Origin of the sequence: Bartonella sp. CL63NXGY (assembly GCF_042194905.1) — a bacterium.
Taxonomy (GTDB): domain Bacteria; phylum Pseudomonadota; class Alphaproteobacteria; order Rhizobiales; family Rhizobiaceae; genus Bartonella.
In genome coordinates, this window is sequence record NZ_JBHINK010000011.1 from 41,012 (window position 1) to 65,407 (window position 24,396).

General features: G+C 36.4%; 15 protein-coding genes and 1 rRNA gene. 11 read left to right on the forward strand and 5 right to left on the reverse strand.

Annotation, left to right across the window (positions count from 1 at the left end; all coding sequences use genetic code 11):
• Positions 1-239 precede the first annotated feature (239 nt).
• Both ACFIK0_RS06690 and ACFIK0_RS06695 read left to right on the forward strand, forming a co-directional pair.
• Entirely contained in the window at positions 240-965 is a 726-nt protein-coding gene (locus ACFIK0_RS06690) for a hypothetical protein (RefSeq protein WP_375654523.1), read from the forward strand.
• A 1,081-nt stretch (positions 966-2,046) separates the two neighbouring features.
• A complete protein-coding gene (locus ACFIK0_RS06695) occupies positions 2,047-2,148 on the forward strand; it encodes a hypothetical protein (RefSeq protein ID WP_375662725.1) in 102 nt (33 codons plus the stop codon).
• Positions 2,149-3,261: 1,113 nt separating this feature from the next.
• Here the strand turns inward: ACFIK0_RS06695 and ACFIK0_RS06700 are convergent.
• Positions 3,262-3,621 (reverse strand): helix-turn-helix domain-containing protein, encoded by a 360-nt coding sequence (locus ACFIK0_RS06700; RefSeq protein WP_375637740.1) that lies wholly within the window; start codon positions 3,619-3,621, stop codon positions 3,262-3,264.
• 1,180 nt (positions 3,622-4,801) lie between these two features.
• Between ACFIK0_RS06700 and ACFIK0_RS06705 the strand changes: the two genes are divergently transcribed.
• Positions 4,802-5,647: a TIGR01459 family HAD-type hydrolase gene (locus tag ACFIK0_RS06705; RefSeq protein WP_375660101.1), complete on the forward strand. Its 846-nt coding sequence runs from the start codon at positions 4,802-4,804 to the stop codon at positions 5,645-5,647.
• Complete coding sequence (locus tag ACFIK0_RS06710; protein ID WP_273790966.1) at positions 5,647-6,648, forward strand: bifunctional riboflavin kinase/FAD synthetase; 1,002 nt, start codon at positions 5,647-5,649, stop codon at positions 6,646-6,648. Before ACFIK0_RS06705 ends, ACFIK0_RS06710 begins: the two co-directional genes overlap by 1 nt.
• A 2,113-nt stretch (positions 6,649-8,761) precedes the next feature.
• Here the strand turns inward: ACFIK0_RS06710 and ACFIK0_RS06715 are convergent.
• Complete coding sequence (locus ACFIK0_RS06715) at positions 8,762-9,091, reverse strand: TIGR01244 family sulfur transferase (RefSeq protein ID WP_375610590.1); 330 nt, start codon at positions 9,089-9,091, stop codon at positions 8,762-8,764.
• A gap of 993 nt (positions 9,092-10,084) precedes the next feature.
• Here ACFIK0_RS06715 and parA point away from each other — a divergent pair.
• The 7 genes from parA (at position 10,085) to ACFIK0_RS06750 (ending at position 17,261) form a co-directional block, all read left to right on the forward strand.
• Positions 10,085-10,714, forward strand: coding sequence for a ParA family partition ATPase (gene parA, locus ACFIK0_RS06720; protein WP_273790968.1), 630 nt, complete (start codon positions 10,085-10,087; stop codon positions 10,712-10,714).
• Positions 10,711-10,941 (forward strand): plasmid partition protein ParG, encoded by a 231-nt coding sequence (locus tag ACFIK0_RS06725; protein ID WP_273790969.1) that lies wholly within the window; start codon positions 10,711-10,713, stop codon positions 10,939-10,941. The genes parA and ACFIK0_RS06725 overlap by 4 nt, the downstream gene beginning before the upstream one ends.
• A 1,092-nt stretch (positions 10,942-12,033) precedes the next feature.
• Positions 12,034-12,321, forward strand: a complete 288-nt coding sequence (locus ACFIK0_RS06730) for an EexN family lipoprotein (protein WP_273790970.1) — start codon at positions 12,034-12,036, stop codon at positions 12,319-12,321.
• Between the two features lie 186 nt (positions 12,322-12,507).
• Entirely contained in the window at positions 12,508-12,777 is a 270-nt protein-coding gene (locus ACFIK0_RS06735) for an EexN family lipoprotein (protein WP_375663687.1), read from the forward strand.
• A 3-nt stretch (positions 12,778-12,780) separates the two neighbouring features.
• Entirely contained in the window at positions 12,781-12,999 is a 219-nt protein-coding gene (locus ACFIK0_RS06740) for an EexN family lipoprotein (RefSeq protein ID WP_375663688.1), read from the forward strand.
• An 883-nt stretch (positions 13,000-13,882) separates the two neighbouring features.
• Positions 13,883-14,029 (forward strand): hypothetical protein, encoded by a 147-nt coding sequence (locus ACFIK0_RS06745; protein ID WP_375663689.1) that lies wholly within the window; start codon positions 13,883-13,885, stop codon positions 14,027-14,029.
• Between the two features lie 2,827 nt (positions 14,030-16,856).
• On the forward strand, positions 16,857-17,261 hold the full coding sequence (locus ACFIK0_RS06750) for a flagellar protein FlgN (protein ID WP_273790974.1): 405 nt from the start codon (positions 16,857-16,859) through the stop codon (positions 17,259-17,261).
• A gap of 406 nt (positions 17,262-17,667) precedes the next feature.
• On the opposite strand, the gene rrf is transcribed toward ACFIK0_RS06750, so the two are convergent.
• The 3 genes from rrf to ACFIK0_RS06765 all read right to left on the reverse strand — a co-directional run bounded on the left by rrf (position 17,668) and on the right by ACFIK0_RS06765 (position 24,308).
• Positions 17,668-17,782: ribosomal RNA gene (rrf, locus tag ACFIK0_RS06755) — 5S ribosomal RNA — on the reverse strand.
• A gap of 1,329 nt (positions 17,783-19,111) precedes the next feature.
• The gene (locus ACFIK0_RS06760; protein WP_375663690.1) at positions 19,112-22,096 is read right to left on the reverse strand and encodes an autotransporter outer membrane beta-barrel domain-containing protein; all 2,985 of its coding nucleotides are present in this window, start codon (positions 22,094-22,096) and stop codon (positions 19,112-19,114) included.
• Between the two features lie 133 nt (positions 22,097-22,229).
• A complete protein-coding gene (locus tag ACFIK0_RS06765; protein ID WP_375663691.1) occupies positions 22,230-24,308 on the reverse strand; it encodes an autotransporter outer membrane beta-barrel domain-containing protein in 2,079 nt (692 codons plus the stop codon).
• Positions 24,309-24,396 lie beyond the last annotated feature (88 nt).

Consider the following 24,396-nt stretch of genomic DNA (forward strand, 5'->3'; position numbering starts at 1 on the left):
AAAGAGACAGAAGTCTTTTCAAATTGAGATTGTGCTACATGAAAATGGCAATTTTAAGTTGTACTCGTTTGTAAAAACAACAATATTAAAACAATGCAAGAAGGAATATTATTCTTTACAAAGTGTAGTTAATATGCAACACAGATATTTGAATTTTTTCTTTAAAAACAAGGGGATTGCTGATAAATAATGTGAAAGGATAGAAAAACAATGAATTTTTTGAGCGAGCGTGTTAAGAAATGCTATTTAAATTGATTGTTATTGTTTACATTATGGGTTCCATAGTGTGGGGATTAAGCCAATATAAAGATAAAATGGATTTCAGCATTCTTAAAACATTTGAGACGCAAGATATACAAGATATTGTCGATCTCTATCGAGAAGAAAAAAAGTTGGGTAAATCTATCACCAAACAGCAATTAGAAAAAAATGAATCAGCTCTCGATTTGCAGAAGAGTGTTTCATTAAACGATGTTGCAAATAATGCTGTTGTTTTTCATGGTAAGGCCTCTGTTACAAGTGGGGTTACATTTAAATTACTGACGCCTTCTGCACAATCTTGGCGATCACATATCATCCGTGATATTCATCTTTATGGTGTAGACACATGTGCACCCCGTCAAAAAGCAAGATTAAATGATCAAGAATGGCCCTGTGGTGTGGTTACAATGGCTTGGCTTGTCACCAAAACACTTGGGCAGGATTTATCCTGTAAACAGGCTTTGATGCACAATGGTGTTTATTATGCGCAATGTTTTGTTCAAGGGGTTGATTTAGCTGAGGCAGGTCTTACAGAAGGTATGTTGGTACTCTCAAAAGAGGGAAAAAATCCTATTCCAGCCCAGTATCATCATGCGGAAGAAAAAGCACGTGGCAACAAGATTGGTCTTTGGTCAAGTGATTTCACTGAACCTTTAAAATGGCGGAGAGATAATGGATCTTACAACCCCTTTGCAAGTCCGTGATTGGTTTTAACGAACATATTTACTTAAATCTTTATAGAGAAAGCTTTATCAATAAAATTGTACCAAACCATAGAGCAAATTTGAATAAACCGTGAGATTATTTTCGTTTATGAAGTAAATGGATGATACTTCCTTTTTCAGGGAGGTTTGCTCTCAAAATCGCTCTTCTATTTTTACTTATGTGTTTTATACAAGCAGGAAAACTTCATTGTTGGTGGCAAAGCATTTTTGAGTATTTGTGTTTGAAGGAGAAAGTGAGACGATAAAAAACGCTCAAGAAACGGATTTCTAGAGCGAAGTTGAAAAAGTGGAAAATGAACAGCCCCCAAAATGGGATAACGTTTGATATAACTGATAGAATATTTTACAATGCCTTAAAAGAATTCCTAGCAAAAGTTTTCTTCATCAGAATTTTATCTTCAGGATTGGATCACGTTTTTTACTTCTTTAAAAGTGATCAATCTGTTGCATTCCTTGAAAAACTTTCATAATTATCTGCTTCTAAATTCAGATTTCTAAAAGATGGATGGATTTCAAGTAGACTCTACACGAAGAAATCTTCGTAAAAATGATTTGCCTTGTTGATTGTTTTCTATGTACCATAAAACGTTTCTATTTAAGCATTCGATGGGGGAACAATAATCAACATACAAATAGGTAAAAAGAGCTCATACTTTTTTGTTATGGCTTTGTCACCCATTGATCGTGAGACTTAAGTATTATAATGCTCATAGGCTTTCTATAGGGCTAGGGGCGATGCCTATTGCAATGTAACTATTTGAAATCAGTTGGACAAAAGCATTAATGCGCCTTCTGATTTCGTCATTTGTGTTCAGTTTTGGCCCTTTCCCTTCTCATTGTATTTTATGACAAACTCATATGATAGCTATTGTGAGCTCTTCTTTGCGTTATTTTACTCAGAGTGTTCACTTTGAAAGCAAGTCAGTGATAGTGAGGCTGTATTCTCATACAGTGTGAAAATTCAACCCTCATTTGGGGGGATGATATTAACAGATAAGATATTTAAAGAGGGATAAAATGAAAAAAAATTATTTTATTATGCACGGCTCTATTATTCGTCGTGGGGTGTGAAAAAAACTATAGCGTAGAAGATTTTAAAAAAGATGCAAAATTAAAAGAAGAATGGGGAATGAAGTGTTTTTTTTTCAGGACAAGCTGTTAAGGAATCTAAAAACTGTCAAAATGTCTTACAAGCAGATACTGAAATGTTTTTCTCGCCAAAGCTTGATGTTACAGACCGTGGTCATGCATCTCAACAGTAAAGTGTGATATAAAAATTCTAAAATAAAGAAGTTACGGCTCAACGAATGCTCGCTTCTTCAATTGTTATAGCGGAATTTTTTATCATTTTTCATCTTTCAGATGAGCTCCCTAAATCATATTCGCAATCCTATTGTTTGTTTCAACTTTATCAGATTGAGGATTATGATCATGAGAGAACTAGATACATTGTCTTATAGAAATATCTCTCAAGGTATCCAAGCCTATTTTGCGACGCTGTTCGTAAAGGGTATAACGGTAAAGCCATTGAGCCCCCCATCTTTACGCTTCATAACGGAGTAAGCCTTGCACCATCACATAGTTTGCCAGCTCGTGGGTGTTGCTTACAGCTCTTGGTACTTGAGACGGTTCATTAGAGGCATTTTTAATTCTTACTTAATAGTTTTTATCCATACGCCTCTTCCCACTTGTAACCTGCAAGAGATATAGTTTTGGTTGATTCAACATGGAACAGATTTGAAATGAAAGAATCTTACGATATTCTGGATTCTCATTTAACATGTAAAATAATGAATACTCATTATAAATCAATGTGTTGCCTTATGATAGAGTTGCTGTAGCATTGAGATTTTAGAGGAAAAATATGCCTTTAAAACTTTATAACAGATACTAAGTCTTTATAGCAGGTATATTAATGCACATCATCTAAAATAAAGAGAGCGTCCATAGCGAAAAGGTAGCCCCCTTTAAATACGGATAAATGCTTATTCTGTTGTGCTGTAAAACGCTATCGTTTGCGGGTGTGGTGATATAAGACATAAGACTTTATACATGGGGTGTTTTGATGAGAGAGTGTGATGAATATTCAAGGGAGGGCTTGCTTGTATAATTTTGTGAAAGGAACCATATGAAATGGGAATCTGAGAAGGAGCTATTTTTGAGAAGGCGGATTATTCATCAACCGGTTTAAGAAGGGGGTTGCATCCTTTGAAGGTGTGGGGAGAAAGCCAAGAATAGGGCGTGTAGTACCCTATAGCTATGCTTTTAAAGCGTTTTAATTTTGATCACAAATTAAGTTTAAAATCGCTTTCTGCTTGACAGATGTGAGGACTCTAAAACTTTTTAAAAGCAAATATTCCTCTTTGCTCGAGGCGATTTCATCATAATGGTACGGGGTGTTGTCTTTTTTGATGATATCAGTGTAAAAAAAGGCAAGTGGAACATTCAAAATATCGGAAATTTCCTTTAAACGCCCTGCGCTCACGCGATTTAAGCTTTTTTCATACTTTTGGATTTGTTGGAAAGTGACACCTAAATAATGCCCTAATGTTTTTTGAGACATTTTTAGCATTTTTCGCCTAAAGCGAATCTTTTTGCCTACAAAAAGATCAATATTAAGATTTGGAGCTTGCATTTTTCCCCACCGGCTGCGAGCGCCCTCGCATGAGTATTCCGGGAGTTAAAAGTACTGAACTCAAATCAGCATTTTGCTTTTAGTGCTGAGAAGCACTTGGACATAGCAAAATCTCCCGGAATTCCGGGATATCCGCAAAGCGGGGTCAATTCATGTTTGAGTTTTCAGGCTTTTAATCCCTATTGGTCGTTGCGTATGCGACCAAGACACTTTCTGACTCATAAAGTAATTTTAGGAGATTGGCAATAAAAATAGTTTTTCTTGAGACGGACAGATTTTTCCAAATGAGAGGTTGTTTGCCTTTCAAACTTTTAAGGTTTGCTTACTAAACGCATGACATCAGATATGCATTTTACGAAGGTAAACCTTGGTTTTTAAGCTCAAGGCACCGCTTACGGTGTTGCTCTTAACCAATAACCAAAATGGCTTGTTTTGATGCGTCTGAGATATCATGATGATAGGGGAAAGCTTTTATGAGTAAAGAGCCCTCATGCAAAATAAACTCAAAACATTATAGATCTGATTGTTGTATATTCACACATTTTTTTAAGAAGATATTTCTCAATGTTAGCGCCTATTTTACAATGGTGCTTCGTAAAGTGTGTAGTGTAAAAGCCTCTATGAATGGGATAAAAGCTATATTGAAAAAAAGATGCTCGGACGGCATATACTCTCGGCCAGTTCAAAATATTACGACAGTTTTTGCCTTTGAAAGGGAGCATAAGAGCTATTTTTTCTTTCTTTACGTGTTTTTATCTGTAGGCTCTCCGCTTATAATGTGCAAGTCAATAGTTTTGATTGATTCAATATAAACAGATTTGAAATGAGAAAATATATTGGGCTTTCTCATGATGCATGTTTTTAAGAGGGGGATACGTTTATTTTCTCAGTGAAGAATTTGAGTATTTTAGATAAAAAACTCTACCAACGTCGTTGTTGTTAGAATTAAAATTTTTATGAGAAAAATGAGCATTGGGGAATGATAAGCTTTTGCTATCAAGCATTTTAGAATTTTGCACAACTTAATGATAACTTAGTTATTTTATCATTTCTTATGATCTCTATAGACGATAAAAAGTTGGGATATGGTTTGAGAAAGCAGATGACACAAGTATTATCTTTCGGTAAGTAATTTTGAAGTAAAAGACAGCTTTAAATGACAAATAGAGATAGGTGCACCATGAATGAAGTTACCCATATTGAGACTATTATAGCGCATTATGATGCTGTTTTTTGTGATGTGTGGGGTGTTGTGCATAACGGTGTACATGCATTTGAACCAGCGTTGAAGGCGTTGTATAAAATCCGACAAATGGGAAAAACTGTCATTTTATTGACCAATTCTCCTCGGCTACGGGAAGATGTTGCTGCTCAATTACAAAGTATGAATGTTCATAGCGACTATTATGATGCCATTATCACTTCAGGGGATGTAACGCGCGATCTTATTCTGACTGCTCCGCGTAAAGTTTTTTTCATTGGTCCACAGCATGATTTGGTGCTGTTTGAAGGGTTAGAGTGTGAATTTGTTGAAGAATGGGAGGCTTCTGTTGTCGTCTGTAGCGGTTTTCTTGAAGATTTTGACGAAGAACCCTCTGCTTATGAGGAGATGTTTCGTCGCATGCGGTCGCGGAATTTACCTTTTATTTGTGCGAACCCAGATGTGATTGTCCATTATGGAAATAAAGAATTTTGGTGCGCTGGTGCATTGGCTCGTCTTTATCAACAATTAGGGGGGGAGGTGCGCATTGCTGGAAAACCTCACGCGCCTATTTATGAATGTGCCTTTGAAAAACTTCAAAAAATACGGGGAACAGTAGAAAAAAGTCAAGTTTTAGCTATTGGTGATGGTCTTTTAACGGATATTAAGGGGGCGGCTCATTTTGGTCTTGATGCCCTTTATATTATGGGGGGGATTCATCATTATGATTATACGCAAAATGGTGTGGTTGATAAGCAAGCTTTGCATTCTTTTCTTGAACGTCATGGTTATAAACCACAAGCAATCATGTGGGCACTTCAGTAATGACTAATTTTTTGCGTCTTCAGGGAATTCATATGTTTCCCTCGGCTTGGCGGGGAGCAGTGTTGGCACTTGGAAATTTTGATGGTGTTCATTGCGGACATCAGGTGGTGTTGCAAAAAGCGCTTGATTTCGCCCGTATAAAAAAGAAACCAGCAGTTGTTTTAACCTTTGAACCCCATCCAAGAAGTTTTTTTCAACATTCAGCTCCTGTCTATCGTTTGACAGAGGCAGCTGAAAAAGCTGAAATTTTTAAAACCCTTGGCTTTGACTGCGTGATTGAACAGCCGTTTGATGCACAGTTTGCCGCTCTTTCAGCGGACGAATTTATCAAGTCGTTTTTAAAGGAAGTTTTTGATGTTTCAGTTGTGGTGACAGGCGAAAATTTTCAATTTGGTCATCAGAAAAGCGGAAATGTACATCTTCTTTGCCAAAGGGGAGAGAAATATGGATTTGAGGTTGTGCAAGTTTCTTGCGTTTCTCGTTCTCAAGATTCACAACCTTTGATCATTTCTTCTAGTTTTATTCGGCAACTTCTCTCACAAGGGGAAGTGGACAAAGCAGCCCATTTATTAGGGTATCACTATCGGATACGCTCCAATATTATTCAAGGTGAAAAACTTGGACGTCTTTTGGGATTTCCTACCGCTAATCAAATGTTACCTCCCCAAGTTCGTTTGGCTCATGGTGTTTATGCGGTACGTTTGCGTCGTGCGAACGGTGTTTTGTATGATGGTGTTGCAAGCTTTGGTTGTCGTCCAACGGTTGTTAAAGATGGTGCTCCCCTTTTGGAAACCTATTTGTTTGACTTTAACGACGACCTTTATGGGGAAAGCTGTACCGTTTCTTTTTTCCAGTTTTTGCGAGGACAAGAAAAATTTGATGGGCTTGAACCTTTGATTGCGCAAATGCATCGTGATGAAAAAAAAGCAAAAGAAATTTTAAAGACAGTACAACCATTATCAACGTTGGATAGGCTGCTTACTTTTAAAAATATGTCCTAAACTGATCTGAAAAAGAGAGAAGAGCTGTAAAAATAGCACTTAAAGTGATTATAATCACAAACATATATTCCAAAACATCGTGGAATATATGTTTTTTCCGTTGTTGAGAGGGAGAATCGAATATCTGAAGATCTGATTTTGGCATCATTTTTTTCAAAGTTAACTTTATGGTTTTTGTTGTCATTCAAAACTTTACTGCTTGTTTCTTTCTGATACGTTAAAACTCATCATAAAAGATGCAGTAAAGAATAAGCAACCAGCCTATTTAGCAATAATAGACGTGAAGAAGGAGAAAGGCTGTTTTTAAAACTTCTTGCGATTTTAAGCTTATAGTTTGATAAAATTTAATTGATGACTTTTTTTATTTTAAAAGTTTATTGTTTCTTTTTTCTAATTTGGCTTATTATGTCATTTATGCCGTATCATCGTTTATGATGAGAGTTGGTTCGTGTAACCTTACGCATGTGATATTTTGTATTATGTAATGAATATTTTTACAAAAGTTTTGTTTGTCGAGTCTTGTGAAGGAGATTTAGTGCTTAGCAGCAGTTTTCGTGCTAACCAATCACGTAAACGAGAATGAAGCTGCTGGAAAATGCTTTAAGTTTCGTTTCTCTTGTATATTGTGATGGGGAATGCATATTAAGGAGACTGCGATTGATTGTAGATAAAAGAAATCATTGCGAGAAAGCAGGTGTATTTGTTTCAAAATTTCTAATGCTTTTGATGGATAAAGGCACAATTTTGGTGTCGTAACACGTCAATCTTTCAGATTTTCAAGTTAAAAACTATCCATATATTTCCTTTGTCTTTCACAAATGTAACGCCTATAATGAAAAGGAAAGACAGTCTTGTAAGGATATGAAAACACAAAGCCAATAATGTTTTGTTGTTTTTTGATAGAAATATTGGATAAAAGTTAGAACATCTTTCCAATCTATGTTCGGTCTATTCGTGACTTTATGGTGTTGTTTTTCTTATAAAACTTTTTCTTTAGTGTTCCTCAACGCGAGCAGTATGTTTGAGATAAGGATTAAGGCGCTTTAATGCTCTCTCTACTGTTACAGCTTTTGTATGCTAGATGAGGAGAGCCCTATTGCATTATCCATTTGCGTAATCTCTGAAACCGGTTTACAGCCTTATTGGGAAAAAATATGAAGTTATAAAGGGGAAAATCAGTCCAGATGACAGTCTTTTTTAAATTCGGCTTTGCTACTTTCAAAAGGGTCCAGAGCAATATCTCTTAAATCATGAAAATAACAGCTTCAGGCTTTTGTTGTTCTTTGAATAGGATATCACGCCCCACAGGTAAAATAAAATGCTGGAATATCCTTGTTTTGCTAATTTATGCGCTTCTTTTGAAGAAATATCTCTCAACGCTTCCCATATTCATTTTCATGATGGCACTCATGAATGGTATCGTGCAAGCTTCGTTGAGCGCTATCATCTTTATGCCTAATAAAAGAGCAATCCGACACCATCCGTTATATTGACAAGCCTTCAGTTTTGTACAGTCTTGGCTATTTGAGAGCGTTTATGAGAGTTTGTTCTTAACTCGTTTTATTTCACACGAATACTTCCTGCTTGTGACATGCAAGAAACACGCTTTTGATTGCTTCACTATAAATAGGTTTGAGAGAATCTTACGGTATTAGGATTTATCATTCAACGTGCAAAATAATTAATTGTTATAAATCAATATGTTGTAGTTAATCATAGATTATGGCTTACGGCTTTTTTTATAAAATACTCTGCACGCCTTTTATTCGGAATATGGGGTTTTCTTAGTGGTTTTACTGTCGTTTTAGGTGTCTGTGGCGTACGAATGAGCTCGTATTGGTAAAGGAAGAGAAAAAAAGGTGGAGCAGTGATAAAAAGTGAGGTGAAAATAATTTTCTTTGATCATCATATGAATTTTCACGCATTTTTATGGCGTCGGGTGTGCATGCTTGTTGTATATTGAGGAGCAAAGCTTGCTTGTAGAGTTTTATGAAGTGGCAAGCCAAGGGAAAGGCGCAAGACAAAGATTATTGACAGATTGTTTTTTACAAATCGATGTGTATTTAAGAATTTTCGTCTTTTAAGGCGAGGAGGAAGTGTGCGAAACCTCTGTTTAAAGACGCGCTAAACGATAAAGATGCAGCGAGCGTGATCCGTGATGACAATAGGCAAGAAGAGGCAGAGAGGCTGTTTTTAAAATTGTTTGCATGGCTTCAACAGCTGACTTTTCTATAGTTGGAGGAGAAATGGGAATGTGATAGGCTTTTATGCCATATTCATTTGCGACCGTTTTAATGCTAGAAAAGTCAGGTTGATGGAGCTCTTCGTGATCGGGGCGGTTACAGATAATTGTTTTAAAACCAGCTTGTGCCAATGTTTTGATATTTTCTATGCTAAGTTGGGCGCTGATAAAAATATCAGGTTCAATTTGTTGTAAATTCATTTTTGTTTATTCCCAATTGCATGATCTTCACGATACCCTCTGGTCTGGTATATAGAAAGAACATAATGAAGGTAAGTTTTTCAGTGGCATCTTAACAAAAATATTCTTTTTGTCGAGAAAATCTATTTGGGAAAAATGAGCTATAAGATGCAAAATATCTCACTCCGCAACATGTTCGTTATGCGATTTATGAAAGACGGATGTTTGGTCTTTATGAATAATCTATAGTGTTTACTAAACATAGACATTTCATTGTGTTGCTTGTTTACGCGCTTGCTAGAGGCACCCTTATTTCTCTTAAGCCCATTTTACTCTGTCGAGCGTCAAAGAGTATAAAATTCATGGATCACCACCCTTTTTACGCTTATGAAGAAGGAAGTCGGCACCTATTATATTTGCCAGCCCCCAATATTGTAATAGTTCTTGGTACTGGAGATTCTGCATAAGAAGCATTTTAAATCCTTTTTTGTACAGTTCTTGCCCACACGCCAGCCCTGCTTGTACGTACAAGAGATATGATTTTGATTAATTTAATATAAGAGGCATGAAATGAGAGAATCTTCCTGATTTCGGCTCTCTCATTCAACGTGCAAAACAATGAATTCTCCTTATAGTTTGTTGTATATTCAGAGTGGAGCTTGTTTGTAGAGTTGCATTAAGTGGATAGCATGAAGGGAGAAGCCCAAAAGGCCGGCGCAAAATAAGAAGCTGGATCATTTACAGCGCATTGTTTACAGATCGACATGGATTTAAGAATCTTCGTTTTAGGGAGGGGGAAGAAGAGCATGCCTCTTTTAAATTTATTTTGTTCTTTTCAAGAATATCATCTTCATAATGTTTTTGCTCATGCTAAAAGAATATTATAAAAAATTGCGGGCTATTGTTATTTATCCTAAAAATAGGAGAAATGGTTATTTTGCACGTATTGGATGCTTGTTTCTTTTATTACTTTCTGTATAATCGTAAAAACGATAATGCTGAAAGGCGTAATAAATGATTATTGGACTTTTGAATCAAAAGGGAGGTGTCGGAAAAACGACGTTGAGTGTTAATCTTGCGGCCAGTTTTGCCCGTACCGGTGCACGGGTATTGCTTATTGATGTTGATCCACAGGGAAGCGCATTGGATTGGGCTGCTGCGCGTGAAGATGCACCTTTGTTTTCGGTTATTGGTTTACCGCGTGCAACGGTTCACAAAGAGATTACACAGATTGGTCATGGTTATGATCATATTATTATCGATGGTCCTCCGCGTGTAACTGATCTTGCTCGTAGTGCTCTTATGGCTTCGGATTTGGTGCTTATACCTGTTTTGCCTAGTCCCTATGATATTTGGGCAGCGGATGGAATTGTAAAGCTGATTGACGAAGCACGTGTTTATAAAGAAAATCTCAAATCTGCTTTTGTTATTAATCGTAAAATAGTCAATACAGCGATAGGGCGTGATGTGAACGAAGCTCTTGGCATATACCCTGTGCATGTTCTTTCTTCTAGCGTTGCGCAGCGCGTGATTTTTGCAGAAGCAGCAGCACAGGGGAAGGCGGTTTATGAAGTTGATAAGCAAGGACCAGCAGCAGCAGAGATTGAAGCGGTTGCAGCCGAAATCAAGGAGTTAGCGCGATGAATAAAAAAATTAAAATTGGCACAAAACCAACGAATAAATCAATTCCTTTAACAGCGGATGCATGGGTAGGAAGCCACAAAGGGAGCATGAGTGGAGGTATGAAGCGCCTCACGATTGATATACCAGAAAGTTTGCATCGGTTGATTAAGGTCAGTTGTGCAAGTCGTGGAACTAAAATAGCTGATGAGGTCCGCGAATTGCTTTCACAAAAATACGGAAAAGTGTAAAAAATGATACGATAATTTCGTTGGTTTGAGTGCTTTTTCTAGAGATGATATCGATTGTTTTTATACGAAGTTAATAATAAAAGTGCTCTTCCTTTTTCACGATGGTTGCTTCATTCAAGTTGTTTCTCATAAGGTTCTGTATCATCGCATGAAAGAGCTATGAGTTTGCGAAAAATTCTCCGTTTCAAATTTTTCCCTATAAATGTGATAATCATCATACTACTTGTGATCTTATCCGCTAGATGAGTAGATAAGTTTATTCTTCCATAAAAATTATCTTGATAATGATTTTAAACATCAGGTTATTTTTTTGTTTATTGTACTTAATACATGCGTAAATAATGTAATTAAGAGTAGCGTTGATTATTTTTTTCTGTTATGCAGCAATCCGTTTTATTAAATTATATTCATGTTTATAAAGGGGGGGGGATAAAAATAAGTAAAATTTACTGATATTGACGCGCTATAAGTTTTCCTAATAAACAAAAGAAGTCATTGAGCATATTATAGACAATATTTCTTACATTTATATGATTTTATAGTCTTAAATAGTTAATGCCAGTTGTAATGATACGCAAGGCAATAGGCTTTTTTCTTCAATTGGAATGTATAAGATCGCTTTTTTAGCATTTCTATTGGCTTTTAAAAAGTACAGGGGGGACTTAAAGCTTTCTTTCTTTTCCGGTGGTTTAGAAATGATAAGAGCGCAATCTGTTGATTAAAAGGTGTATTTTTTCGTTTGCAGGGAATTTGCAATGGATATAGGCATGACGAATTTTGGGTAAGATATCGTGCTGCTTCTCGTTACCAAGAGGTTCTTGAAGGAAAAGAAATGATTAAAAAGCTTTTTGAGAGTGTCAAGATATCAGAATTTTTGCTGAAGTTTTAACACTTCAAATACAAAGAGCTGCCGTGCAGATAATGTTACAAATGCAAGTCTGATAAATGAAAGGCAGTTTTCATGATTTAACATGTTTGTGTTGGAAGTGTACGTATTTGCAAAGGAACGTAGACGCAAGGTCACAATATAGGAGGGGATGTGAATCCAAAGATATTGTTAATAAAATATAAAACAAAGAGAGGGGTTAAATCATGAACAAGATCATTATAACAGCGCTGCTGCTTTGCGTGGGACTTGTCGTTTCTGGTTGTGAAAAAACTTATAGCGTAGCAGAATTTAAGAAAGATAAAAAATTGATGCAAGAATGGGGAAAGAAATGCGATAAAATGGGCCCCTCTGCTTTTGCAACCAAGAATTGTCAAAATGTCATGCAAGCCGATATGGAACTTTTTCAAGAGCATTATAGAAATCTTGCAAAGGAACTTCGTGAAAGTAGCAAAAAGGGGAATGAAACTGAAAAACAGCAGGACAATAATTAAATCATAAAAATATATTGATAGCGGTATTTTTCTTTGTACGCGATTTATCATCATAGATTGGGAAAAATCGCGCACAGAAGTGGATTTTAAAATTTTTGAAAATGCACAATGAACCGAATGTACAATTTTAATCGGGTGCTAAATTGTGTCCTAAACTTTGTAAATTTGAAAAAGGGGAATTTATTGATGAATAAAGCCATTATTATAGCATTGCTGCTTTGTACTGGACTTGTCGTTGCTGGTTGTGAAAAAACTTATAGCATAGCAGAGTTTAAGAAAGATCCAAAATTACTCGAGCAATGGGCAATGAAATGCATGATATCAGGGGATTTAGATTCTCAAAATTGTAAAAACGTAGATAAAGCGTATCGTGAAGTTCATGCCCGAGATTGGCCTGGTTCGAGCTTTGTACATGATGACGAGAAAAAAACTGAAGAGAAAAAGGAAGGGAATTAAATCATGAATAAAGCCATTATTATAGCATTGCTGGTTTGTACTGGATTTGTCGTTGCTGGTTGCGAAAAAACTTACAGCGTAGCGGAATTTAAGAAAGATAAAACATTACTCGAAGAGTGGGCAAAAAAATGTGAAAAGCTGGATCAATCTTCTATGGAGAAATCTAAAAATTGCCAACATGCCAGACAAGCATATATGGAACTTATGTTTGGCATTCATTAAAAACATACAGTTCAATAAGTAAGGAATTGTTTAGTTCTTGATTCTATTGCGTTTTTTATGATCTCTCTAACTTTTAGAGAGTCTTTTTATGGCTTCAAGAATTAGTCGTTTACGATCTGTACTCTTTGTGTAAACGGATGCTATACTGTCATTTGTTCAGCCCAAAAGTGCTTTCAATTGTAGATAGTATTTCCTCCCAATGAGTTGTTACGTGTTACTACTAATTTTTTAATGTTTTGGTTACATGTATTTAAAATATGAGATTAAATCTATCTTTGGGGTGTTTTTTTGCCTTTATCACAAATAAATGTTTCATCACACTAAGATCGTCTTTAAGCGTTGCGGCTAATTTCGGAAAAATTGGGAGGAAACATTTGTTTGGAAATTACTTTTCTCTGTTTTAATAAAGAGAAAAACATTCTGAATGTAATTATTATCGTTTCATACTCAAATGTTTTTCTCAAACTATTTTAAAAAATTGCTTTTGATTTGAGAATATTATAACATTAGTTAAGATGTGAGGCAGTTTTGCTAGGACGGTTTTGCCGGATTTGTGAGGAATTGAGCGCCTTCCACACCTTTTTATTTTTCCCCTCTCTTTTCTGAGTTTGCAAGGGTTTCCCTTGTTATTTTTTTATCTTGATTGTGTCGTGATATTATCATGTTGAGCGGTGGAGCTCATATAAAAATTTACGTATGAGGTGTTTTTTGTTCTCGAGTGTGTGATGAATATTTTTTTGAATAACACTTTTATTTATAAAAATAATTTAATTATTTTATACTGAATAAGGATCTCGAATATAGTAAGATTCTCTTATTCCAAATCTGTTCTAGGTTGAATCAATTAAAACCATCTGCTTGCACGTTACAAGCATGGAGAGCCGTGTGGATAAAAACTGTTGAAGAAAGAAGTAAAAATGCCTCTTATGAACGATCTCAAGTGCTAAAGATTGTTGCAACATTTGGGGTTGGAAAAGTGTGTGATGCTGCTGGTTTATTTTCTCATAAGGGTAAAGATGGTTTTCAATAGATTTATTATAAGCTTCATGAAATATTATCCTTTAAAATTGTGATATGCCCTGAAGGGGGGAAGCAAGAGGAACTTACTCAATAAGGAGACAAATGATTTACAGATCGGATCTGGTAGAAAATTTCGTTTTTTAAGGTGGGAATGAAGTTGAGATTCAAGATAGTGTGAAAAGACGGACACTGATGGTTAAAAATGCATACAAAAAGCAGAGTTTACACTCAAATAGTTGCAAGTGATGTTTGAAATTGGGTGTGTGGTTTATCTGTAGAATTAAAATTTTTCTTTGATCTTATGTGAAATTAAGATGCTTATTTGCGCAAATTACAATAAGCCAAGAGAGTATGCTTAGTATATTTCTATTACGAGAACTAAAATAACAACAAAAGCATTGATGGTGATAATCAAGGTTGAGTAAAGCATAGCGGCTTTTACGAGATCAGCCATAAAAACCTCTTTCTGTTCTTTTTGAGGTGATTTTATGAATAACAATATGTTACATATCTGTAATATATGCTGATACAACATATTCGGCAAGCTTATAAATCGTTCCTTTTTTATAAAAGCTTAAGGAGTGGGAGTATTGTGAATCCTAAAAAAGAAAGCTTTAAAAGGACTATTGATTGATTTTGTAAGTTTTGTGTTGCTGAAAACTTTTTTTATCCTGTTATGCTATAAAGCACTGTCATTTATAACGGTAATATAAGGCATATAAGTTTTCTTGGAACGTTTAAGTATTTTTTAGTGTGCGATGAATATTCGTAGGTTTATTTGTTGAGCCTTTCGTTTAAGTGAATCACAAGAGTGGAAGTCAAGAGAAGATCGTTTGACAAAAATTCGGACTGCGTACAGAGCAGATGGAGTTAAGATCTTGGTTCTTTAAGGTGAGCGGAGGAAGACAAAAATGTTTTTTGATCGTTTATCTCATAGCAAGATTGGTTAATGCTGTTCTAATGGGGCATGTTTTACACAAAAGTAAAGAACGTTCCAAACGAAATATACTTATGTTGTATATTAGTATTGCATATTTATGTACTTGTTTTAAAGAAACATCTCTCAACGCACACGACAGACATTTTACGATGACATTCGTAAATGGTATAACGGTAAATGTAACTAGTATAACAGTAAAGCTCTCGTGAAATAATATAAACTTTGAATAATATAAAAATCTGTAGAATGCTATCATCTTTATACTTATGAAAGAGCAAGTCACAATCATCGTACGCTTGCTTCCAATATTTATTATAGTTCTTGGCATTTGCTAAGGTTCATAAGAGGCATTTTTCTTTCAGCGTATTTTATCAACACATCAGGGCGTTGTTTGTGATGTGCAAGCAAGTGATGTTAATTTATTCAACATGGAATAGATTTGAAATGTGATGATTATGAAAGAGAAGAGCCGCATTTAAAAGGTTAAAAACGAGAGAAAGTTCGTAACAAAAATTGTACCTTGATTATAAAATGATTGTTTCTCTGTTTTTATACTAGTAGCGCATGTAAAGTCGCGATATTAAGAGCAAACTGTTTTATGGAGCGAAATAATCTATAGGAAGATACTGTGGAAATTCTGAAAATATCAATGTGGGGGAGCATGAAGCATTATGCATTGGATAATATTTTGATTTATAATGATAATCTATCGTTATTCAACTTGAATTAGAGCCCTGAATACTGGAATTTTTTTCATTCCAAATTTGTTTCGTGGTGAATTAACCAAAACAATGTCTTTTGCAGTTACAAGCAGGGAGCTCCCATGCGCAGAGAAATTGTACAAGAAAGGCCACGCTTTTATGAACCATCTCAAGTGCCAAGGGTATCAGAACATAAGGGGTTAGAACAATATGTGATGGTGCTGGCTTGCTTCTTTTATTAAGCGTAAAGATGAAAGTGCTCAATGGATTTTATACATGTCATGGAAGATTTATCATTATACCATTCATGGGCCGCGGCGCGAAATAGGCTTGGGTGCACTTAAGAGATGTTTCTTTAAAACAAGCGCGTGAATATGCGATTGAAAACGTATCGAACTGATTGGCTAAGAAACTCTTGAAAAGGTTCAAAAAATCTTATATAGTCGTTCATTGCAAAGAAAAGCGAATGATAACTTAAAAAAGGAAGATTGATGGCTGTTTAGCTATTTTAAGATGTCTTTTTTTATATTGCTGTATGGCTGATCTGTTCAAAAGAGCATTCTTTTTGTGTTTTATGCGAAATACTGCATGTGTGCGGAAAGAGCATGGGAGAGGGGGTGTCTTTTTGAATGGGTGCAAACTGATCTTGTAGGGTGCCATCTTATGGGACGCCAAGAAGGTATACAGGTTTAGGTGCAGAGAGAGCCATACGGTTATGGAGGGTAAAATGCTGCTATCGGTAAAATGCTGAAATTTTTAATGGGCTTACGTTTTTATATGCTGCAAGATAGGCTGCGGGTTTTTGTCGGCAGATAGTTTTTGTGGCCGAAGTTTTCGTGAGAGCATTGTTGTTTTCTGTTGAAGACGTACTGGTGATAAAATAGGCAAAGATAAAATCGGTAAAGCGAAATAGACAGAACAAATATGGAAGTTTCGATATTATCGTAAGGTTTGAGTTTATAGCGTTTTGATGAATTAGTATAGCCGCAATAATGGTTTTGGAGCAAAGCAAGAAAAATATTTGAAGAGAATGCGTTGAAAGTTGAAGTGGTATACGCTTTGAAGGATTGTCGTGCTGTTGTTTGAGCAATGTTTGCACCACGAGCTTGGTTGAGTGTATCAGCATTGAAGAGAACCTGTTTAATCTCCCTCATTTGAAAGTAAGATTGAACAATAGTGTTGAAGGGGAAGTAAAAATGTCTGTAGTGCAATATGGTGATGATAGTTTTGCAGCAAAAGCAAAAGTTCTTGATAATAATCTTATTGATCGTGATTGGGCGATGACAAAATTTGTTGCTGCTGTTAAAGGATTAGCTCAAGTTGTTGATTATGAAAGCAATATGCTAGAGAGCAGTGGTGTTCCAGATTACGAAGAAATAAATTTGCGTAAAATACGTGGTTTGCGTGATCTTAATAAATCCATGAGTGATGTGAAGCGCTATATGAATCAAGATATTGAGCATGAGGTTGAAAGTTTGTTGTCTGATTTACAAGAAAAATTACAGCGTAATAGTGAATTACTTCAAACACATTTAAATGCAGTTAATGATCTTTCTAGAGCTATACAACTATCTGGACGTGCAAAAGAAATAGAGGAATGATCAAATCTGCTTAATACGGGCTGTTCTAAGTCATGACAATGATTAGGTAGGGCAGTTGATTTGGATAAATAGTGCGTTTAGTGAGTAGACTTGTTTTAAGTGCATTTGGGTATTTAAATTATTATCCTGTTGTACTGTAAAACGCTGTTCTTAAAACAGTGTCTTTTAAGGTGTAGTGATGTGAACCGCATGCTTTGGGAAACTGGCTGAAAGAGAACTCAGAGAAGGCGGATTATTTACAGAGAATTGTTTGCAGACTAAGTTAATAGGGGGCTTCATTTTTTAGTTTAGGGAGAGGCCGATCAAGAGGATATTTAGACCAGCCTGTGATGCCTTAAAAACAGCTTCCTTGGGGCTGTGGTAATGTAAGGTTTATACATTAGAGTCTTTTGCATGCATTTAGCAGATCTAGCGGCGATTTACTCTCCCGTGCCTTAAGGCAAAGTACCATCAGCGCTGGAGCGTTTCACGGCCGAGTTCGGGATGGGATCTGGTGCATTCACTCCGCCATAACCACCAAGTCAGCAAAAAGCATGAATGATGAAGAGTATGTGATGAGTATTGCCTATAAGCCTCATGGAGTATTGTCCTTTGAAGTGTGGTGATATGAAGCGGTTCGTTGTTTAAATCTATATGTTTGAGATAAAAATTAAAGCGGTTTAGTATTTTCTTTCTGCTGTTTTTAGTTTTTGTATGTCAGATTGGAGAGAGCATCCAGATTTGAGTGGATATATTGCGTATATCTTTGTTGGCGTAATATTTGAAATGGGGCGGCAATCTCATTGGGAAAGAATAAAGGGGGAGAAATCAGCTTCCCTCTGTCCTACCGTCTTTTAATTTAGCTTTATGTCTTTCAAAAATATCTAAAGCACTATCTGTTAAATAATGAAGATTACGTATTGTTTCACGCTTTTTTTATTGTGTTTTTTACTGGGGGCACGTCCTTCATGCACGACAAAATGCTCAAAATAGAATGGATTTGTTATTCCTAATTCACGGCCTTGTTTTAAAGAGATATCTAAGCTCTCAAGTCTATTTCGTGATGGTGGTTGTGGGGCGCAACGACATCTTTGATGCAACGGCGCTTGTGAATGGTATAATAAAAAGTCCCCATGGAAATAATATAAAATCTATAGGGTACGACCATCTTTATGCTTAATAAAAGAGCAAGTTGATATTGTTATATTCTTTGCTTTCTTCCAATGTTGCTACAGCCCTTGGCACTTTAGATAGTTCATTAGAGGCATTTTTAATCCTTTCTTAATAGTTTTTTATCCCTATGGCTCTTCCCCCTTGTCACTTGCAAGAGATATGGTTTTTGTTGATTCAACATGGAACAGGTCTAAAATGAAAGAATCTTACGATATTCTGGATTCTCATTTAACATGCAAAACAATTAATTGTCTTTATAAATCAAATGCTTGTCTTATGATGGAGTTGCTGTAGCATTGAGATTTTAGAGGAAAAACATGCCTTTAAGAATTTATACCAGATACTAAGTCTTTATAGCAGGTATATTAAATGCACATCATCTAAAATAAATAGAGCGTCCACAGCGAAGAAGGGGCTGACTTTTTTTAAAAATCTGCATGAATGCTTATTCTGTTGTGCTGTAAAAACATCGTCGCTTGAGTGTGGTGATATAAGACATAAAACTTTATGCATGGGGTATTTTGATGAGAGAATGCTAAGATATTCAGTTTTTTATTCAATATGCAAAAGAAATATTATAAGTCAAAATCTTCTTTGATGTGATAATGATTTTTGAGAATTTTAAAAAATATATCAATTTAAATAAAAAAGCAGCACTTTGTGCTGCCCTTTTATTTAAGTTAAAATTAACTTCTGCTTTAGAAACGATAACGTATTCCGCCAGACAAATTGGTGCCAGATACACCGGCTTTTTGCAGTTTTTGCCGATAGCTGATATCGGCGTTTAGTACGATCTTTTGAGAAAGATATGCGTTCACCCCCATGCCTCCCTCAACTGAAGAGCCGGTAGGATCAACATGAAAGGTATCAGCAATTTTTATTGTTTTACCATCGCCAAAAGTTCTGATAACATTCATTTTACCATAGAAGGAAACAGCCTTGTTTTCTTCAACAGCCATTATCGTTTTTGTTAAACGTCCACCAAAACGGATCAACCATTGATGTGGATTGCCCATGTCTACTTTTAAGCCATTGGTATCTGAGAAAATATCAAACATGAGATTTTGATAAATGAATTGAGCTTGTGGTTCAAAGACCAGCCCTTTTGTATTGGTTGCTAATTTCTGACCAATGGTTGCAGATATATTAAGCATCTCGGTACCATCCAATTTTGCGGCATTCCCAACAAGAGCCGTGGTAATATTTCCTTTTAAGGTTCCGTAAGAAAGAAGTGTGTTTAGATATATACCATTGCTATGTTGGATGCTGCTGTAAGCGGCAAGAGACCATTTATCAAGAGTTGTCTTTTCAGAATCTTGCATCTCTTTTGGCGTAAAGGCAAGTTTTCCGTATGTTCCTAAAAGACCAAAATGTGTGCTTATGTCTTTGCCTTCCAAGGCGGCTAATATGACACCTATTTGTAAAGCAGTATAGTTTACATCAGCACCATAGCCATAATGTAATGGATCGCGGTTGGAAGATAAGGTGACTTTCTCGCCATAGGAAGAGAAAAAGATACCATTTTTTTTATTGTCTTTTGCCCCAAATACTGTTGTGCGCATATTATCTAACAACGCGTTTTGATTGTTTACATCAGTAAATCCAGCAGAAAACAAAGTATTAGATATGGTTAAATAGTTTGCTACCTGTGGTAAAAGGGCTCGAACCTTTTTATCCTTATCAATGTAGGCATTCTGTAAGCGAAAATCCCAGAAATTACTGTTTTTACCAAAAAGATTTTGGCTCTCATGAGATGTTCCAGGTTTATAGCCTGTAAGTACATACTTATAAGGTTGTTTCCCTATTGTCATATAGTTTCCTGCTAACGTGAAGGAATTTTCATTTGCTTGTCCGGAAACTTGAATGATTGAAATCCCATGTGTCCCTAAAGGAAGTGACGCCATGCGTTCTTCCCAAACAGCAGAGCTATCGGTTATTTTTTTATCTGTTTCTTGGAGATTGATGTGAACAACAGTACTCCCTGAGACATCACCATTAATCACAATGCGATCAGTCTGTTGCTCCGTGATAGGAGAATGTTTATTCCATTGAGTATTTACATAAATTTCTGCAACACCTGTTGCACTGTAAACCGCTGCTGTGTGGGTCGTTTCGTCTTCTTGCGAAAGATTAGGTCCTATAAACAGAGTTTGATAATGTCCCTCCATTGGCTTGTCAAACATAATGACACTGTCTGTAAGGTGCAATTCAGAAAGATTAGAGTATGATTTTTCATCAACATCAAACTGTCTATAGTCATTTAAAATATTATCATTATTTGTGGCATTTTTATTCGCCTTTAAAAGCCATTTCGTCCCCTCTTTTAGATCAAAAACTGTTCTATTATCTTTAGAAGTTCTTACCCGACCTTCTAAAGAAGAGTGGTCTGCAACTAATGTAATAGTGTTTGTGGAGGCACTTTCGTTCTTGATATTTTTTAATAAAATATCGGCATGGACTTCTGAATTTTTAAGGTTGACTTCTCCGTCTACGCCTGTTCCATAAAGGTTGATACCGCTACCATGTTCAACAAAAAGCTTTGTATTCTCTAGGGTTACTTTATCTTTATTAGGAATAGCTTGTTCTTGAACGACATTGTTATTCCTTTCAGCATTGCGTGTATATTGTTTTCTAGGGGTATAGTATTGATTATTGCGGAAAATAATACCGTCTGCTTCATGATTTCCCGTGACATGTACGCTTGAATCCTTAAGTTTGATTGTGCCCCTCATGTTTAGCAAACCAGCTGTTTCTGCTGTTGCAGTAATACCTGTAGCATCAATTTCTCCACCATCTGATACGCTTAGTGCAACAAAACGTGCATCAACTGTTCCCCCTATCATGTTGACTTTTGAATTATTTCCATCTGCATGTACAGCAAAACCATTGTCTTGAATTTTTTTGTTATGTAGCGTTATGGTCTTACCGTTTGTAGCCTCAACTCCAGAGCTTATATCCTCAGTTTGTGCAGGCTTTTCAGGTTGTTTTGTTGGTGATATTGGTTTTTCAAGCTCTGATTTTACAGATACCTTTTGTGTTGAGGCAGATTGCACGGGCGCTGGTTTTACAGATTTTGGCGGTACCGGTAATGCTGATTGTCCAGTTTCTAGTCTAAAAGATATTGGCTGTGCGAGTTCTGGTTCTTTAGGCGTTGGCGATAGCTCTGTTGTTGGTCTTGTAGCTTCCGTGCTTGTAGGTTCTGACTGTGAGGATACAGCAGAATTTTCGGGCGTTTTTTTTCTGGAAGAGTTTGTAGAAGAGGATGGCGCCCCTGAACGTCTTCTAGATTTTGCTTCCATTCCTGTCGTTGAAGCTGTTCTTATCGCTGGAGATTGTGTAATAGTGTCTTGTGTGGCTGTAGGGGTAGATTGTACATCTTCTGTATTTACTTCAAGTTGCGTTTTTGGAGGTAGAGTGCTTGTGGAAGTAGGCGTTGTAGATTCACTCCCTGTAGGAGAAGAGCTTCTGGTCGTTCTTGTAGACCTAGATGTTGAAGGTGGATACGAAGATGATGCATTTGAATAGGGATTAGAAGGTCTGGATGCACCTATTTGATGAGTGGGTTGCAGAGAAGAGAGAGCTATCGTAGGTTGTGTATTCGTATCATGAAGAGCATTAGACAAGCTGGTGGAAGAACAAAACAGAACTCCAGAAACTGTGTATAGTAAAAAACTTTTTTTCATATGGATGTATTCCTAAATGTTTCCCCTCTCTTAATAGAAGATAAAACCTTGGCCTCATTATGTTTATTTTGTAAGAGACAAAACGAAACATAATGAGAGCACGTTATATTTCAAGATAGGAATATAAGTATTTTTAAAAGTGATAGCGCATTCCAGCGGAAATATTTATTGCAGAGATGCCATCTTTTTTGAGTTTATGTTGATAGCTGAGATCACTATGAAGCTCGATATTTTGCGATAAGTGCGCCTGAATACCAAAACCACCTTCGATTAAAGATTCCATAGCAGCAAACGGAAAGTTTTCACTAAAAGTGTTGATCATGTTCAGTTTGCCGTAGAAGGAAAGGGCATGGCCTTTGTTTTGTGTCAAACGTCCACCAATACGGATCAACCATTGATGAGGTTTGCTTATGTCTATTTTAGAGTTATCGCCATCTGATTTAGAGTTATCGTCATCTGAGAAAGAACTCCTATCTGATAAAGAACCAAGCATGAGACGTTGATACACAAGTTGTGCTTGCGGTTCTAGGATTACACCTTCCAAACTGGTTGACAGTTTTTGACCAATAGTTGCCGCGGCTCCTAATGTTTTACTATTCTTCACTTTTGAGGTATGTTTGATGAGAGCTGTGGCGTTATCTTCTTTGAAAATTCCATAAGAGAGAAATGCACTTGCATAGATGCCACTGTCATGCTGAATATTTCCATATGCGGTGAGTGACCATTTATCAAACATATTTTTTTGAAAGCTCTCCTTGTTTTTAGGAGTAAAAGATAATTTTCCGTATGTTCCGAAAAGGCCAAAGTTGCTGCTGATATTTTTATCTTTTAGCGCTATTAATGTTGCTCCTGCTTGCAATGCAGCATAGCGAATATCTGCTTGGACACCATCTTGTTCTGCTTGAACCTTGGAAGAAAACGTGCTCTTATTGCCATAAGAGGATAAGAAAACGCTTCTTTCTGGATGATCTTTGGGTTCAAACATTGTTATTTGCATATTGTCTAACAAGATATTTTGATTGTTGACATCACTAAACCCAACAGCAAACATCGCGATAGGCATGACTAAAGAGCTTTCTTCTTGTGGTGTAAGAATTGTTCTTTTTGCTGTCCCTTCAAGAGAAGTAGAAGTTGCGGTTGCTTTATCATCATCTGTAAGTTTAAAGGTGCTCTCTGTAGCCGCGGTAGCGGTATTTCCAACTTTTGGGAGCAAATTCATATGCGCTTTTTCGGATGGAAGAGTCGTTTTCGATTCCGAGGAAGTGGTGTTTGTTTGGGGATCAATATCAGATTGCGAATTTTCATTTACTTTAGGCTGTCTCATTCCATGATCTGTTCTTGTGAATGAATTGTCCTTTGAATTATCCTTGTGTTGGGCAGCAACATGAGCGGGTGGTAATTTATCACTAGAGCGTCTTTGTCTTGTACTGGAGACAATAAGAGGTTGTCTATTCTCTTCAGATGAAGGAGAGGTTATATCTCCTTTTCTCTCCACGTTGGTTATTTCATTATTGTACAAAGTTTCTAATACCGCTTTGCGTAAAGTATTGGAAAGTTCCTTGTTGTGTTCTTGTAAAGCACTATCTATTTGTACTGCTTTATTTTGCAGTTCAAACCAATTACGATTGTCTTGGCTTACCCATTGTTGGCGCGCGGTATTAACACGCTGTTGATTATCAGCATCAAGAATTTTTGCTGCTTGCACGGCATCGGAAACTACTTTGTCGTAGCCACGTAATAAATTTTCTCTTGTTTTTAATCGGTTCTGACGTAATTGTTCAAGGTATGCTATGGCTTTCATCATATGTTGCATATCCAGATGGTGTTTATTTGCCATGGCTTGGGTACGTATATTATCCATTTCGTGGTTCACCACGTTTATATGTGCATCAGAACCGTAACGACTTGCACCTGCAAAAGAGCTGTTAATCGTATCTCTTACACGATCCATATGATTTTCAAGTGCTTGGTTGAAGTGCGAATTATCTTCCATCATGGCGCCAGAGGCTATCTTCTCAAGATTTTTTTCTGCTTGTGTTGGTGTGTTTATTGAATCAATGGCATGGCGATATTGTTCAGGTAATTTCATGATCCCTTCAAGAGCATGGCGTTCCTGGTGGCTTAGACCAGAGTCGGTGCTGGTAGATGTGAAATTAAAAGAAGAAAAAAATAAAGCACAAGCGGCTGTACATAACAAAATATTCTTATGCATAGAGATGTTCCTTAAGATATTTTCTTTGTTTTGCTAAAAATGAACCACTTTTTGACACATTGCGTTTTTTTGTAATGTAGCAAAATAT